This window comes from Pseudoalteromonas gelatinilytica (assembly GCF_001641615.1).
In the GTDB taxonomy this organism is placed as follows: Bacteria; Pseudomonadota; Gammaproteobacteria; order Enterobacterales; family Alteromonadaceae; genus Pseudoalteromonas; species Pseudoalteromonas gelatinilytica.
In genome coordinates, this window is record NZ_LRRU01000018.1 from 55,802 (window position 1) to 72,491 (window position 16,690).

General features: G+C 43.2%; 12 protein-coding genes. 5 read left to right on the forward strand and 7 right to left on the reverse strand.

Annotated features, from left to right (window positions below; genetic code table 11):
* The first annotated feature begins 3 nt into the window (after positions 1–3).
* On the forward strand, positions 4–876 hold the full coding sequence (gene djlA / locus NH153_RS08920) for a co-chaperone DjlA (RefSeq protein WP_063702984.1): 873 nt from the start codon (positions 4–6) through the stop codon (positions 874–876).
* Here djlA and NH153_RS08925 read toward each other — a convergent pair.
* From NH153_RS08925 to NH153_RS08935, 3 genes are all read right to left on the reverse strand, one after another.
* Positions 859–1,782, reverse strand: coding sequence for a DUF3530 family protein (locus NH153_RS08925; protein WP_063702986.1), 924 nt, complete (start codon positions 1,780–1,782; stop codon positions 859–861). The two genes, djlA and NH153_RS08925, sit on opposite strands and share 18 nt — an antisense overlap.
* A gap of 80 nt (positions 1,783–1,862) precedes the next feature.
* Complete coding sequence (gene rluA / locus NH153_RS08930; protein ID WP_082874028.1) at positions 1,863–2,516, reverse strand: bifunctional tRNA pseudouridine(32) synthase/23S rRNA pseudouridine(746) synthase RluA; 654 nt, start codon at positions 2,514–2,516, stop codon at positions 1,863–1,865.
* Positions 2,517–2,706: 190 nt separating this feature from the next.
* On the reverse strand, positions 2,707–3,675 hold the full coding sequence (locus NH153_RS08935) for a class 1 fructose-bisphosphatase (protein WP_063702990.1): 969 nt from the start codon (positions 3,673–3,675) through the stop codon (positions 2,707–2,709).
* Between the two features lie 160 nt (positions 3,676–3,835).
* On the opposite strand from NH153_RS08935, the gene NH153_RS08940 reads away from it, so the two are divergent.
* Both NH153_RS08940 and NH153_RS08945 read left to right on the forward strand, forming a co-directional pair.
* Positions 3,836–6,265 (forward strand): zinc-dependent metalloprotease, encoded by a 2,430-nt coding sequence (locus tag NH153_RS08940; RefSeq protein ID WP_063702992.1) that lies wholly within the window; start codon positions 3,836–3,838, stop codon positions 6,263–6,265.
* A 105-nt stretch (positions 6,266–6,370) separates the two neighbouring features.
* Positions 6,371–7,153, forward strand: coding sequence for a YggN family protein (locus NH153_RS08945; protein WP_063702994.1), 783 nt, complete (start codon positions 6,371–6,373; stop codon positions 7,151–7,153).
* Between the two features lie 61 nt (positions 7,154–7,214).
* Here NH153_RS08945 and NH153_RS08950 read toward each other — a convergent pair whose 3' ends face one another.
* Both NH153_RS08950 and rsuA read right to left on the reverse strand, forming a co-directional pair.
* A complete protein-coding gene (locus NH153_RS08950; protein WP_063703524.1) occupies positions 7,215–8,789 on the reverse strand; it encodes a methyl-accepting chemotaxis protein in 1,575 nt (524 codons plus the stop codon).
* Between the two features lie 154 nt (positions 8,790–8,943).
* Positions 8,944–9,642: a 16S rRNA pseudouridine(516) synthase RsuA gene (gene rsuA, locus NH153_RS08955; RefSeq protein ID WP_063702996.1), complete on the reverse strand. Its 699-nt coding sequence runs from the start codon at positions 9,640–9,642 to the stop codon at positions 8,944–8,946.
* Positions 9,643–9,700: 58 nt separating this feature from the next.
* On the opposite strand from rsuA, the gene zapE reads away from it, so the two are divergent.
* Positions 9,701–10,807 carry a cell division protein ZapE gene (gene zapE, locus NH153_RS08960; RefSeq protein ID WP_063702998.1) on the forward strand — a complete coding sequence of 369 codons (1,107 nt, stop codon included), beginning with the start codon at positions 9,701–9,703 and terminating at the stop codon, positions 10,805–10,807.
* A 72-nt stretch (positions 10,808–10,879) separates the two neighbouring features.
* Here the strand turns inward: zapE and NH153_RS08965 are convergent, their stop codons facing one another.
* Positions 10,880–13,900 (reverse strand): TonB-dependent receptor plug domain-containing protein, encoded by a 3,021-nt coding sequence (locus NH153_RS08965; RefSeq protein WP_063703000.1) that lies wholly within the window; start codon positions 13,898–13,900, stop codon positions 10,880–10,882.
* 329 nt (positions 13,901–14,229) lie between these two features.
* On the opposite strand from NH153_RS08965, the gene NH153_RS08970 reads away from it, so the two are divergent.
* On the forward strand, positions 14,230–16,359 hold the full coding sequence (locus tag NH153_RS08970; RefSeq protein WP_063703002.1) for a winged helix-turn-helix domain-containing protein: 2,130 nt from the start codon (positions 14,230–14,232) through the stop codon (positions 16,357–16,359).
* On the opposite strand, the gene NH153_RS08975 is transcribed toward NH153_RS08970, so the two are convergent.
* The gene (locus tag NH153_RS08975) at positions 16,360–16,689 is read right to left on the reverse strand and encodes a 5-carboxymethyl-2-hydroxymuconate Delta-isomerase (protein ID WP_063703004.1); all 330 of its coding nucleotides are present in this window, start codon (positions 16,687–16,689) and stop codon (positions 16,360–16,362) included.
* Position 16,690 lies beyond the last annotated feature (1 nt).

A 16,690-nucleotide genomic window follows, 5' to 3' on the forward strand; every position in this document is an offset into this window, starting at 1 on the left:
ATTATGTGGGGAAAAGTACTCGGTTTTTGTTTTGGCTTTATGTTTGGCAAGTTTATAGGAGCCTTACTGGGCCTATACCTAGGCCATATGTTCGATCGCAGCTTAAAACAAGATTTTGATAAAGCCGGTGGTTTCTCTGGTTTGTTTAAAGGCGATGATATTAACGAACGCCAAGCACTTTTCTTTTCTAGCTGTTTTGCAGTGATGGGGCATATTGCCAAATCAAATGGCCGTGTTAGTGAAACGCATATTCGTGCTGCCAGTGTCTTTATGGACGAAATGGGGCTCTCAGGCGATGAGCGTCGCGAAGCACAAGATGCCTTTCGAAGCGGTAAAGAAGCTGACTTTTCACTAAAAGAAACGGTTCATGACTTTAAAGAGCGCTTTGCTCGACGTCATGACCTATTGCAACTATTCCTTGAAATACAAATTCAAATGGCCTTTTCTGATGGTCACCTTGCAGAGCAAGAAAAGCAGCTTTTGCAAGAGGTGAGCAAGCAGTTAGGTATATCGCGTACTCAGTTTGCAATTTTATTAAAACGCTACCAAGCCGAATTTGCATTTCGCCAGCAACAGCAACGTTTTTATGAACAGCAGCGTCAACAAAGCCAGCAAAATCGTAGCACCCATAGAGAAGAACGTGGTCATCGTGTGCCACCTAATAATGCTATGAATCGCGCCCAAGCATTAGCGCTTTTAGGCTTAAACAGTGATGCATCGGCACGAGATATAAAAGTAGCTTATCGAAAACTCATGGCTCAACATCACCCCGATAAGCTGGTATCACAAGGTCTACCAAAACATATGATGGAAGTTGCAGTAAAGAAAAGCCAAGATATTCAAGCGGCTTACGAGTATTTAAAAAAGGCGGCGTAAAAAGCCGTCTACTTCTTTGAGCAGCCGCTGATGCTGCTCAGGCTCTGAAGGAACACCAAATAACTCTCTTTGTCGGTAGTCATATTTAGCGTGTTTTCTTACCCAGCGTTTTCTGTCTTTTACACTTTGCAGTGTGTCAGGGTTACCCTCACTATAAAAAATATCCAGTAACGGTGGGCTGATAGTCGAAAGCGTGGCATTGAGATGCTGGTTTCGAACACTGTTAGGTAAATAACTTCCTAGGCTAATAAATGCGTTTAATTCGTTATTTGGAAAGCTAGCATAATGCTCAATCAATAGCCCCGCACTGGCACCTTGAGCTACTACAATAATGTTGCCGCCTTCGTCCATTGCACTGTTATACAAGGCATTGAATCTGGCAATTAGCTTTAATTTATAATCATCAAGCACGGCTTCACTAATATTAGGTTCACCTGTAACAAAGTGAGGCGCTTGTTGTGTTTCGGCTAGTGGAGCAGGAACTGCTTGCTCATCACTTTGTGTCGTAGATTCAGTTTTAGAGCTTTCTGATGGCTTAGGCGTTGCCATATCAGCAGGGTGCCAATCAATGTCAGGCATGGTCATGGCAAGGGTTGCATAGCCAATTTCGTTTAACTGCTTACGCAAAAAGTTAATACCGGCATTATTAGTGGGTAGGTGCTGCCAATCAGGAATAATGAGCACAATCCCGCGTTGGCTTGCTGCCATCGATTGACGATATAAGCTAATGAACTCATCTTCACCGGCAAGCAGAGTACGTACTTCATCACTTGGTAAAAAGCGTTGAATATCGTTAGTAACCAAACTTGACCAAGGGGTCGGTTTAATAAAATCGGCAGCATTCACATTGCCCATCAACGCAAAACAGGCTGCGTAAGCTAAGCGATGTGCGGGTTTTAAATTCATGCCGATATTACCTGAGTCTTTAATTAAATCAGTGATTAATTAACTATCGGCAGTCTTTATTAAATATTTAGCGAATTGTCTTAAAACTCAGGAGCAGCTTCAAAAATCAGTGTTTCGCCGCTGACTGGGTGAGCTAAAGTTAGCATTTCGGCATGCAGTTGTAAGCGAGGAGCCATGGCAAATGCCTCGGGATGCGCATACAACTTATCGCCTAAAATAGGGTGACCTAATGACAGCATGTGCACACGTAGTTGGTGAGAACGCCCAGTGATAGGGGTCAGCTCGACACGAGTTGAACTCTGTTCACGCTCAAGTACTTTAAAGTGGGTCAATGACGGTTTGCCATTGTCGTGATCAACCATTTGCTTTGGGCGGTTCGGCCAATCACAAATAAGTGGCAAATCTACCGATCCTGTTTGTTGATCAAGCTTACCAAATACACGAGCAATGTAGCGTTTCGCGGTTTTTCTATCTTGAAATTGAATACTTAAATTACGATGCGCTTCTTTGTGCATGGCTAAGCAAATAATGCCAGAGGTTGCCATATCTAAGCGATGAACAATTTTCGCAGTTGGAAATACACGATTAACGCGTGAAATAAGACAATCGGCGTGTTTCGGATCTTTTCCCGGCACAGTAAGTAAACCACTTGGTTTATTCACAATAAGTAAATCATCGTCTTGATAAACAATACTTAAATAAGGTGTCATTGGGGGATTATAATTGAGTAACACAGCCAGCCTCGATGATATGCAAGGGCGCTATTTTAAAGGAGTATGAGCGCATACACAATGCTAGTGCAGGTTTTCGAGTATATGCTAACGAGTCGGACTCTCTTTATTTCGGCTTGTTGTAGTTAGCATAAAAAACGCGATGTGAAAGCACATCGCGTTTTTTGCAGACGTATAAAAATCTTAATCTTTACTACTTATGATAGCTTAAGCACGTTTCCACTTCGTTCTTCGAGCCTAAGATCACCGCAACACGTTGGTGAATTGCATCGGGTTGAATGTCCATGATGCGCTCAGTGCCTGTTGAGGCAATACCGCCAGCCTGTTCAATTAACATTGCCATTGGGTTTGCTTCGTATAGTAAACGTAATTTGTTCGGTTTATTTGGATCTTTCGTGTCGGTTGGGTAAGTAAAAATACCACCACGACATAATACACGGTGCACATCACCGACCATTGCAGCAATCCAGCGCATGTTAAAGTTACGACCACGTGGGCCTGTGTCACCAGCAATTAGGTCATTGATGTAATTTTGCATCGCTGGTTGCCAATGACGTTGGTTTGAAGCATTGATTGCAAATTCGCTCGTTTCTTCAGGTACGCTTGCAAAATCTTGCGTTAATAAGAAGGTACCGTGCGTTTTATCTAAGGTGAAAAAGCGTGTGCCTTTGCCGGTTGTTAACGCCAGCACGGTAGATGGGCCATATAATACATAACCCGCTGCAACTTGGTTTTTACCCGGTTGCATAAAAATACTAGGATCAGCCGGATCAGCCCCTTCAGGCGCCGCCATAATTGAGAAAATCGTACCAACGAGTGAGTTGATATCAGTATTTGATGAGCCATCAAGTGGGTCGAATGCAACAATGTAGTTGGCATCTGGATTACCCGCAACGGTGAAGTCTTCTTCTTCAGAGGCAATGGCTTTTACGTAGCCCGATTCTAATAAAATATCTTTTAAAAGTTGGTTAGTTAGAACATCGAGTTTTTTCTGTGTTTCACCCTGAATGTTTTCGTCTAGGGTTGAGCCTAATACGCCAGATAGGGCGCCTTGACCAACACGAAATGAAATTTCTTTACATGCCGCAAGTACCGTTCTGATCAATGAGATCAGTTCACGAGGGCAACCATCTTCTAACAATACCGGTGGGAGTCTACGCATTCTATTTTCCTGATAACGTTGTAGCCAGACATTTTTAGTGTGAGAGAGAATGTCTTAGCAAGCGCTGAATTTCGTCTTAAATAGCTGATTTTTATAAACGGTACTTTATACTGCTTAATACCTATACAGTATTTAAAACGCGAATAACAAAGATAAGATTATGCAAAAAATACCATTACTACGATATCTGCTCTTAGCTGTGCTACTTACTATGATAACTCAAGCACACGCAGCAATTAAGTCTATAAATGATTTTACTGAAAAAATGACTCATTTTTCAGGCTATTTTTCATTTTACTACGACACAGAAAACGGCAAATTGTATCTTGAGGTGGATAAACTCGAGCAACAATTTTTACTACAACAAAGCCTACCTTACGGTGTTGGTTCAAATGATATTGGCTTAGATCGCGGTCAGTTAGGTGACACACATTTAGTACAGTTTGAGCGTTTTGGCGATAAGGTGATGCTAAGAGCTATCAATACTTATTACCGCGCTAATACTAATAACCTTGCGGAACAACAAAGTATTAAAGAGGCATTCGCATCGAGTATTTTAGCGGGTTTTAGCGTTGTAGCTCAGTCAGACACTGCGGTACTCGTGGATTACACCCCTTATTTATTAAGCGATGTTCATGGTGTAAGCCGTCGTTTATTGGCAACCGGGCAGGGAGGCTTTAACTTAGATAGCAACCGCAGTGCGGTATATTTAGCGCGCTCAAAAGCGTTTGAAAAAAATACTGAATTAGAAGCCGTGCTTACTTTTCAAGGTAATAACCCAGGAGAGTATGTACGCCAAGTGAGTGCAGACCCTTACGCACTGACAGTACATATGCATCACTCATTAATTGAATTACCTGATGATAATTACACCCCGCGCAAGTTCCACCCGCAAGCAGGTTTTTGGAGCATTGAGCACAAAGATTATGCGGCAGCGCTGGGCGAGTCTATGTATGTGCGTTACATCCCGCGTCATCGTTTAGCGAAAAAAGATCCGAGCTTGCCAATCAGCGAGCCCGTTGAGCCGATTGTTTATTACTTAGATCCGGGCGTACCCGAGCCAGTTAAAACAGCGTTACTTGATGGGGCTAAATGGTGGAATGATGCCTTTAATGAAGCAGGTTATAAGAACGCATTTATCGTTAAAGTGCTCCCTGATGATGCCGACCCTATGGATATTCGCTACAACGTAATTCAATGGGTGCACCGTGCAACACGTGGTTGGTCATATGGAAGCTCAGTGATTGACCCTCGAACTGGCGAAATTATCAAAGGCCATGTGACACTGGGTTCACTTCGCGTACGTCAAGATATCCTAATTGCAGAAGCATTAGCAGCTCCCTATTTTGAAGGCAATGAAGTGGCTAAGCGTTTACAAGCCATGGCACTTGATCGTATTCGTCAATTAAGCGCTCATGAAGTAGGGCATACTTTAGGTATTTCGCATAACTTTGCAGCGTCAGTGGCAGACAGAGCCTCTGTAATGGATTATCCACACCCACTACTGAGCTTTGATGAGCAAGGTAAATTAGATGTAAGCCGAGGCTATGCTGCTGGTATGGGTGTGTGGGACACCCAAGTTATTAAATATGGTTATAGTGATTTCACTAATCAAGATGAAGCACAGCAATTGGCCGCAATTTTAGCTGAAAACAAAAGCAAAGGGCTGGAATTTATTTCAGACAGTGATGCCCGCGCTCAAGGTGGTGCTCACCCAACAGGGCATTTATGGGATAACGGCAGTTCACCAAGTGATGAGCTAATGCGTGTACTTGATGTTCGTAAACAAGCACTGACGAGCTTTGGTATCGAAAACATCAAAACAGGCACTGCTTTATCGCAATTAGAAGAAATGCTGGTGCCGCTTTATTTGTTCCATCGCTATCAAGTTGAAGCGGCGGTTAAATTAATTGCCGGTGTAAATTACGAATACGAAGTACGCGATGGCTCACAACCAAAAGGGGCGCAGGTTGTTACAAAGCAAACACAACAAGCAGCAGCCGATGCAGTGCTTGCGACACTAAAAGCTGAGAACCTTGTTTTACCTGAGTTGGTATTAGCACTTATTCCACCAAAAGCATATGGTGAATCAAAATCACGGGAGAGCATTGTTGGCCGCACAGGCCTCACGCTTGATGCGATGGCACTGCCAGAGGTTGCTGCAGCACATACCTTGAGCCTACTTTTTAATAGCCAACGCATTAACCGTTTAGCGCAGCAGCAAGCACGAAGCGATGCATTTTATGGTTTAGATGCGCTATTAGCACAAACTTATCAGCAAGTTTTCGAGCAAAAAATTGCTTCAGGTATGGCTGGTAAAATTAGTCAACGTGTGCAGCTTTTAACGGCGAAACAGTTTGCTGATTTAGTGGCAAGCAATGAGGTGGCACCCGAAGTACAAGCTCAGTTACGTTACTACTTAGCTAAACTTGCAAAGAGTTACCAGCAAGAATCAATGCTAGGCAGTGCATCCGTTGGTAACAGTGCATTTAAGCAATATTTAAGCGAGCAAATCAGTCACTTTTTAGAAAGCGGTGAATGGCCTGCAAACTTTAAAGTGTTGCCAATGCCACCGGGCTCACCAATTTAATCCACCTTTCTTTTAAGACGCCTAGCATAGCTAGGCGTTTTACTTGCATAAAATTGGATATTTGCTAATCTAGCGGCCTTCCTTTTTTGTCTTTTTGAGGTGTATATGGCGTTCTTTTCTCGCTCGTTGTTAGCAGCGGCCATTACATTCTCTAGCTTTTCCAGCTACGCAACCCTAGAAAAAAAACAATGCGATGTAGAGCTAAGCCATGGCTTGATCATCACTGATGATGTCATTCGTATTGTTGATAAAGGTCAAACTCGCGTACAGATCAACAACGATAACCAATTGTTTATACGAGGTTATTGGGTTGATTTAAGCCCTGAAGAAAGCAAAGTTGTGGAGCAGTTCAGTCGAGGCATTAGGCAAACCGTCCCTGAACTTGTTGACCTGGCGACCGATGGTGTAAACCTTGGTTTAAGTGCCATCGAGCAAGTTGTTGAGGGTATGTCAGACAAAGAGCCTGAAGTGCTAAAAACTCAGCTGCAATATGTTGAGCGTGCACTGATGGATAAATTTAAGCGTGGTGATGACTTTTTCTTTATTGCCCCGCAGTCGCTGTCGAAAATCGATGACTTTTTTACCAAAGAAATCAGCCAAAAAATTCACTCTGCAGTCCACGGTTCACTTGGCGCTATTTTAGTTTCGCTAGGCGATGCTTTTAAATCGCGCGAAGGTAACATCGAAGACCGTATCAATGATATGGGGCAGCGTATGGATATCATCTCAAAAGAAATTGATAAATCACTGCAAAAGAAAGCAGAGCAATTAGAGATGAAGGCCTCAGAGTACTGTGAGTGCTTGAACTCGTTAGATGTCACCGAATCACGATTACAACAAATGGTGCCGGGGATGGCCGATTTTGATTTGGTACAAATAAAGTCTTAATACGAATTTAAAACGAGAAAGCCCAGCAGTTGCTGGGCTTTTTCGTTTTTACTTGTTTGAATTAGCTAAACTTAGCGGTTTCAGTTTCTAAATCGCTAGTAAGGCCTTTGATCAAATCGGTTGCAGTATGAGCCTGATTAGATACATTAGCCGTTTGTGAAGCCGTGTCGGAGATAGTTACGATGCGCTTGGCGGTGTCTTCACCAGCATCAAGCTGTTCTTTTGCAGCAATGGCTATTTGATGGCTCATTTGTGCAATTGCGCTGAGTGAGCTGGCAACCCGTTTTAGTTCTTCATTGGCTTTAGTCGACTTTTCAACGGTTTGTTCGCTGGTACTAATACTAAGCGAAACAGATGATTTGGCATCTTGGGTTGCAGCCTGCAGTTTGCCAATCATATTGCGGATTTCTTCAGTGCTGGTTTGTGTGCGCTGGGCAAGCCCGCGAACTTCATCAGCGACTACAGCAAAGCCTCGTCCTTGCTCACCTGCACGGGCAGCTTCTATCGCCGCGTTAAGCGCAAGTAAGTTCGTTTGTTCGGCAATACCTTGAATAACGGTAAGTACATTTGCGATGTTATTTACTTCATCATCAAGTACTTGAATGTTATTACCAGCGCTGTCAATTTGCTGCTCTAAAAGCGCGATGGTATCAGCAGCCTCGCTGGTTAAGTGGCTAGCACTTTGACCTTGCTGCTCAGCTTCTTGCACTGAGTAAGCCGCTTGCTCAGCATGTTCTACAACGGTTTGTGCTGAGGCTGTTAACTCGGTGATAGCAGAAGCAACCATTTGTGTTTCTTCGTTTAGGCTACGAGTCAGTTTATCGAGCTCAACAGAGCGATATTCGTTATCGACACTTTGGTTTTTTAAGCTATCTGTAACACCTTTAATGCCGCCAACAACGCCACGTAAACCTTGCTGCATGTAATGCATGGCAGCAATAATGCTCTCAGGTGGAGCATCTTGGCGAATATGTGAGTTTAAGTTGCCGCGAGAGACGTTTTTAACAATACCAATTACTTCGTCAATTTCGCCGCCCAAGGCATTGGTGAGCGATGAGCCAAAGCGAGCAATGGCAAAAGTTAGCGCAATGGCTATAAGCATAGATAAGCCCAGCAACCACTTTGCAGTATTCCAATAACGTTCATCAACTTCTTTGGCGCTAATGCCTGTACCAACATACCAGCCAAACAGCGGTGTTTTTTGCACGACAGAAGTTAGATCAACGGTTTCCCCATTACGCACCGAATCCCAGTGATAGGTGATGATTTTATTGGTTGTGTTGCCTACTAGCTTTTCGACCATACGGCCGATGCTGTTGCCGCTGGCATCTTTAAAGTCGTTAAAGCTGGTGCCGTGCAGTTCAGGGTCGTGCGGCGTGGCGACAAAATCTAAGTTGTTGTCGACGACATACACATATTCTGAGTCGTGGTATTTATTTTCTCGAAGTACCTGAATAGCGAGTTTTTTTGCCTGTGCTTCTTCGAGTTGATTGTTTTTAACCATCAACTCAAATTGCTCAACAATATTAGTGGTGCTCTTCATGAGCTGGTTGATACGCGCGATGTTGTCGCTTTCGCTGGCATGGCGTAAAGATTGTAAGCCGAGTAACGCTATCGCAGATAACGCAATAAACATAGCAATAGCAAATAAGGTGATTTTTGTTTTTAAAGCTAATCCTGATAACACAGTCAGCCTCCTTTATTATTTCCCCTGTTAACTTCTACCACGTTTATCTGGTTTTATTAAGGAAAAATGACAGCGTTATCATGATTTTTACTCAAGTACCTATTTAGAGCTTCAGTTCGGCTTCTGTTAGGGCACGATATTCACCGCTTGCAAGGTTTTCATCAAGGGTGATATCAGCTATTTTTTCACGATGTAATTCAACAACTTTATTACCTACAGCCGCAAGCATTCGCTTAACTTGATGGTATTTACCTTCGCAAATTGAAAGACGTAAGCTGTAGCTTGCAAGTTTTTCAACAATCGCAGGGCGAGTGAGCTCTTTTTCGTTGTGCAATTGCACCCCTTGCTCTAACGCTGCAATCGCTTCATCATCAATAGTGTCTTGAATTTCAACTAAATATGTTTTGAATTTGTTGTGCTTTGGTGCTGTAATTTTATGTGACCAGTCGCCATCATTGGTGATGATCACTAACCCTGTGGTATCGATATCTAAGCGACCAGCAACATGAAAGTCGCTCATATTTGGTTCATCAAGTAAATCAAATACCGTTGGGTGAAGGTCATCTTTGTTGGCACATACATAGCCCGCAGGCTTATTAAGCATGTAGTAGCGCTTACCTAAAAATACCAGAGGCTCGCCTTGCCAGCGCACGTCGTCATCTTGGTTGACAGAATAGTCAAATGAGGTGATCACCTCGCCATTAACGGTGGCGTATTTACGTTTGATACCTGCTTTGGTTTTACTGCGAGGTAACTCGGCAATATGGCTGATAAATTTATCTAAACGGCATGGAAATTTCATTGGGATCACATTTTTAGTCGGCTACAATGGCGGCGAGTATAGCGGATACTAGTTACCTATGACAGTACAGCAAGGACAAATATTACAGTATTACCAAGCGCAAATAGCCAAAGGTGATTTGCAAGAAGACCATGCCCAGCGCACAGCGATTAATGCTCTTGATAAACTAGCCACCGAACTGGCTGCACCAAGCCATTGGTGGCAAAGCGCAAAGCCAGTAAAAGGGGTTTATTTATATGGCCCTGTAGGGCGTGGTAAATCCATGTTAATGGACGTGTTTTTTAAGCTTGTTAATATTGACGCTAAGCAGCGTTTGCACTTTCACCATTTTATGAAGCAAGTGCATGAGCGCTTAACTCAGCTGCAAGGGCAGAAAAACCCGCTGACGGTGATTGCTAAGGAGTGGGCAGAGCACATTCGCTTGATTTGTTTTGATGAGTTTTTTGTGTCTGATATTGGCGATGCCATGATCTTAGGTGGCTTGTTCAACGCCTTGTTTGAGCAGCAAGTAGTGTTGGTGGCGACCTCAAATTGCCAACCGGAGCAGTTGTATCGCAATGGTTTACAGCGAGCACGATTTTTACCGACAATCGATTTATTAAATGAGCATTGCCATATTTTGAGTGTCGAAGGCGACAAAGATCATCGTTTTCGCTTTGGCAAACAAACCGAACACTACTTTATTGATAACAAAGAGGCGCTAACAGAGCGCTTTTTAAAGCAAGAGCAAGCGGTACAAAAACAAACAACGATAGAAGTTTGCCATCGCGAGCTTAGCTGTATCTTGCTCGCTCAAGACGCCATTATGTTTGATTTTATGGCGCTTTGCTCAGGACCTAGGAGCACCGCGGATTATATTTATTTGGCTGAGCGTTTTCAGCGCGTTTATTTAGTCAACGTGCCGGTCATGGGGCGCGGAGCCACGGGCAAACAAATTGTGCATGGTATTGAAGATAGCTATCAGCGAGAAAAGCAGGATTTACAAGAACACTTTTTAGATGATGAAGCACGGCGCTTTATTGCTTTGGTTGATGAGTTTTATGATCGCAGCCGGTTGCTGGTGATTTCGGCTGAAATGGGTATTAGCGATTTATATCAAGGCCAAAAGCTGGCATTTGAGTATGCGCGTACCGAGTCTCGATTAGTTGAGATGCAAAACTGGTAGAATTCGAAAAGATAAAAGGCGCATTAAAAATGCGCCTTTGTTGTCAGCCTAGCTGGGGATCTTCATATGTGCTTAAAAGCTATATTGAGCACCTACATACACGTAGCGACCTGCACCACCGCCGTATGCGCTATAGTAATTACCGCGTCCTGAAGGGTAGAAATCCCCTTTATTATCGAACACGTTATTTACACCACCGAATACGCGCAGTTGGCTCTGCTCACTCAGTGACATGGTGTAAGACGCTGAAATGCTGTGTTTTAAGAACGAGCCATAATCTTGGTAGGCAAGTTTCTCTGGATTACTGATACAGGTATCTTCACCAGCCTCACAGCGGGCATCATTTTCGGCAATATACTCTTGGTAATCCTCTTCAAGACTTTGGCTTGCAATGAATGAGCCTAAGTAATTAGTGCGCCAGCGAATACGTAAGTTGTCGTTACGCCATGTTACTGACATTGAAGCTTTATCTTTGCTGCTACCGTAACCTGCGTAGTGGCTAGTCACTAAGCTGCCATCAAGCCCTTCATAGGTTTGTGAGTTTTCGATTACATGGTTGTAATCTAGTTTAAACGATAACTGACCTAGGTTATCTAAATCGAGTTTGTACTGTGCAACTATATCGTAACCGCGAGCAGTTAGCTCATCGAGGTTATATTGACGTTGTAAGATTTTAATAATATTACCTTCGCTGTTGCGGGTAATGTCATTACAAAATACGTTGTCTTCGCCCCATGCAGCTTCAGAGTTGTAGCACTCACGCATGATGTTTTCATTACTGATCTGCGAAATCGCATCAACAATGGCAATATCGTAGTAATCAACGGCAAGATTAAAGTTTTCTAAAAATGCTGGAGCGACGGTGATACCAAAGGTGTAAGTATCTGCGGTTTCCTCCTTTAGATTTTCGTTACCAGTCCCCGGTGAGTAGCTGTTGTTCTCATCGCTAAATTCAAAGTCTGGATCAGCAGCAAGTTGCGCAGCTAACGTCGGCTCTTTGCGGCAGTTATCGTGACCTGGTTTGGTTGATGTTGCCGTTAAACCGTCACAAATATCATCATAGCTGTCGTAATCGCCACGCGGTGGTGACATAAGCTCTGTGATTGTTGGCGCACGTTGAGCTCGGGCGTAGTTTGCTCTAAATGCATAGCCTTCGACTGGCTCCCAAAATACGCCTAGCTTGTAGCTGGCAACGGTATCCACATTATCCATGCTGTAATTTGCTAAACGTAATGAGGTTTCTGCGCTTAGGCTTTTTGCTAAAGGGGCATCTTTTAACAGCGGGATTGCAAGTTCTGCAAAGGCTTCATAGACTTCAACTTCACCATAAAAATTTGGTACATAGTTAAAGGTAATGCCGCCGCCTTTCATATCGTCGCTGGTTGAAAGGTCCTGACTATCTTTACGGTATTCACCACCAAATACAGCAGATACGGAGCCAGCTGGTAATTCAAATAAGTCACCTGTGATGTAGCCAACCACGCCATATTGTTTTATTTCAGTATCAATAATTGGGTTGGTGCGGATCCAAGCAGCCATTTCCTCGGTGACAGAGCCTTCACCAAATAGGTTAATTGGTACACAGCCCTCTGCGCGAGCTGCTTCATCAATACATTGAATGGTGCCATCTGCTAACTGTTCAGCTTGCAAAGCTTGATTAAGTTTTACGGTATTTAACTCATTGCTACGAACTTGGTGCTGGGTGAAACGACCATAACTTGCTGATAGATCCCAGTCCCACTCGCCGTTAAATAGGGTGCCTTGAAGACCTGCCCAGCTACGAATCGTTTTACGGGTATTATCTGTACTGATATTACCCACTTCACTGAAGCGGCGATCCCAATAAATGCGATTTTTATATGGGTTAGCATCAAGGATTTCTTGTGGCACATACGGGTTGTCGATTGGGATATAACCCGGTGCCACATCTGCAAGGGGCTCGCCAGTGGTAGGGTCGTAACGTGGTACATAGGCACCTTCGTATTCATCTTCAGGTGACTTATCGTTAAACGAACCGCTTTCACTGTATTGTACTTGTGCGTAGAACATTACATCGTCAGTTAAGTCGTAATCGATTTTCACTGCCGCTGACACGTTATCGCTTGGAACATCAAGCATCACGTATTGATTTGAATTCACACCGTAAATTTCTTCGTTGTCTTTCCAATCATCACGTAGAGTTTGACCGTCATACCAAAACTGAGTGTCGTTGTTACTATTTTCTAAGAACACACCGCCCGGAATACCGTCGCTCTTACTCACCCAATCAGCTTGTGTGATATCGCGCATACACTGATAACCATCTTTAGTCAGCATTTGGTTACACATCTGCTCATCATCATAGCGATAAGCGTCTTCTACTTGCGCGCGTTTACGGTCGTAATAGCTCATACCGAAATCACGGTCCCAGTTGGCACTGAAGTAAGCATAACCACGTTCGTCAGCAAACGAGCTGCCGTAGTTTAAATCAAGGGTAAACTCTTTACCGCCGCCATCGGTGGTTTCACCTGTGTTCGCTTTAAAATCAAAGCCTTCTTTTTTTGATTGGGTGATGATATTCACTACACCTGCTACAGCATCGGCACCATAGGTTGCAGATGCGCCACCACTGATTATTTCAACGCGCTCAACCATGCCGCTCGGAATGGTATTTAAACTTACATAGTTGCCGCTATAGCTATTAGAAACAACACGACGACCATCAATCAGTGTGAGGGTACGGTTTGCGCCTAAATCTCGAAGTTGAACCGTCGATAAACCGGTCGCTGAAACACTTGATTGGCTGGTGGTATTACCTATGCTCTCGCTAAGAGCAGGCATGTTATCAACCAAAATATCAGATAAGTTGGTTAAACCTGTATCGGCAATGGCTTCACGGTCCATTGTGACCAGCGGTGTCGGAATTGAAAAGCTATCGCGTTTAATACGTGAACCCGTTACAACGATTTTTTCCGGCTCTTCAGTTTGTTCATTGGCTGTTGGGGTGGTGTTGGCAGTGCGGGCAATCTCAGCCTCATTGGCAAATGCATGTTGGCTAAAACCACTGGCAACAGCAAGTGCAATAGCACAAGGTTTGGTTAGTAGATTTCTCACAGGCGTTCCTAGTTGTTTTATTTTTAGTTTTTGGAACCAGAGTGATGCTCTTTTAAGGGCAGTTAAAATATACAGTGAGCAGCACTCTGGTTGGTCGGTATTGACGTGAAAATATTTATAGAAATGTGAACTTAACTACAATATTAGGTGGCTCGTTTATGTCTCTATTTTACATCTATTGAATATCTATTCTTTATAAATCAGTTGTTTGCATGGTTGGTGTTGTTAACTGTTTTGCAACGTTAAAGCTGGTGAAAGGGCCATTTTTAAGATAAATTGTTAGGGCTTTATACTGCTGTACTTCTAAAATGGGGTTTTATTTAGAGTTAATGGAAACATTTAATCGCGCTTATCAGCTGGGCTCATGCATTGTTAACCCGCTCGAAAATAAACTGATCTGTAATGGCAGTGAACAGCTTTTGCAGCCTAAGTTTATTGAGCTGTTAGCTTGCTTAGTGGCGCGATACCCCGAACCAATCACCCGTGAAGAGCTCATCAATCATGTATGGGAAGGCAATTTTTACGTGGGTGAAAAAGCCCTAACAAATGCAATTTGGCATTTACGAAAAGCATTCAAAGAACTCGATCCAGAACAAACTTACATAGAGACATTACGTAAAACGGGTTATCGCGTTTTGTTAAAGCCCGAGCCAATAGACGCAGCGGATAAAGAAAACCCTATAGGCTTTAGTGTAACAGGGGCGCAAATTCGCCAGCTGTTTGTGGCTTTGTGTGTCATTAGCTTGGTGGTGATGTATTGGTTGTTCTCTTCGCCTGCTAAGCAAACAAATACAAGCTTTGTGCTACCGCTTAATAGCATCGAAAGCGTGACGGCAAGCCCCGGTCGTGAGATTTATCCTTCAATTTCTAATGACCAACACTATTTGGTGTATTCATGGCGACAGCTTGGTAAACAAAATAATCTATATTTACGGGATTTACATTTTCCTGAGCACCCAGCAAAGCAATTAACAGACTCACCGTTTACCGAAGGACGCTCAGTGTTTAGCCCCGATGCCAATACTTTGTACTATTACCGCACGGCCTCTGATGTTTGTGAAATTGTAAAACTGTCTTTGATAAACGCCACTAGTGTCGTGCTAGGGCAGTGCAGTAATAACTATGCGCCTGATCTTGATATCAGTAGTGATGGTAAAACCTTAGCCTACATTGCTGATCACACTAGCGAGTCTGGTGACTATGTCACTCGTATCAAACTGCTTGATTTACAGGCAAAACAAACAAAAGAAACCGTTATTCCTTGTAATGATGATTGCGGCACTGTATATGAGTCTGTGTCGTTTTCGCCTGATGCACAGCGAGTTGTGGTTACACGTAATGTTAAAAACAATCAAAAAGCGCTGTTTTTAATTGATGTAAAAACAGGACAAAGCCAACGCTTAACTCATGACTTTGTTGATATTCATGGTGTGGATTGGCATCCATCTAAGGAGCAACTGGCGTTTAGTGCTGTTGAGGGTGGTAAACGTTATGGTTATTTCTACGATATTAATAATCAGACCCTAATCAACACGCAAATTGCTGGCATGAGCTCACCTAATTACAGTAGCGATGGCAGTGTTTATTATCATCAGTGGGATTTAGATAAGGTGATCACGCGGCTGAAAATCGACGAACAAGTGGCCAATTCGCCGTTTTCTATGTTGTCGACCAATTTTAGCTCGCTATTCCCTGAATATAATCAGCAGCAAAATAAACTGCTGTATGTGTCGAATGAATCGGGCAGTTCACAGCTTTGGATTGTTAACCCCGATAGCAGCTCGCGAAAGCAGCTTACTGACTTTGCTCATAACACCGGGGAAATTCGTGATCCAACTTGGTCAGCCGATGGACGCTATATTTTGTTTTCATTGTATGACAATGGCAGCACCCGCTTATATTTTTATGATTTCAAAGTAGAGCAAAGCCAACAAATCAAACTGCCATTTAGTCATGCAGTTAAACCCAAATTTAGCGCGGATAGCCAGCATATTTTGGTGTCTGATGGAGACTATCTTTACCGTTATGACTTAACAGGTAAAAGCCTCGGCAAAGCAATTGAGGTGCCAGCGCAGTATGGCGTAGAAACACAAACGGGCGATTTTTTATTTACTAATTCCCGCCATGCTATTTGGATTAAACATCATGATACGGGTGTTGAAGAAATGCTGGTGAATGATATTAAATTAGCGCGCAGTTATGCCTGGTTGCTGGTGGCAAAGAACGCGTACCATGAGGGGCGTATTTATTATTATAAAGAGCGCCTAGGTGATTACCGGATTAGCTACTACGACTTAGCAAGTAAGCAGCATCATGATTTAATTGCCTTACCTGAGCGAGCTTATAGTCGCTCATCGGGTCTGACCTACATACCCAATGAGCGTTGGCTAGTTTACACTGCGTACTTATCGCCTGAGATAGAAATCAAGCGCTTACCGGCAGCCTATTTGCCAAAGTAATTAACACTTACGGTAAATATCAGCATCCATATCGTAAATATTAACGCTTAGGCTATACGAGCGGCGACAATATGTTTTTAAGCAACTTAGCAATTGCTCACTGAGCATTTGCTTTTGCTCTATGGTTCTGCCTGCCATGATTGATGCGCCGATGTGGATAAAGCCATCTTTACCTTCTCCTAATTCGTAATGCTGATAAGCAATTGCACGAGTCTTTATGGTCGAAAGTTCAAATAAGCCAGAGTCAAACGCAGCTTTATGGACTTTTTCAACTAACACTTGTGGCAGAATTGGTAAGTCTTCTGAGTGTTCTATAACAATGTGCGGCATG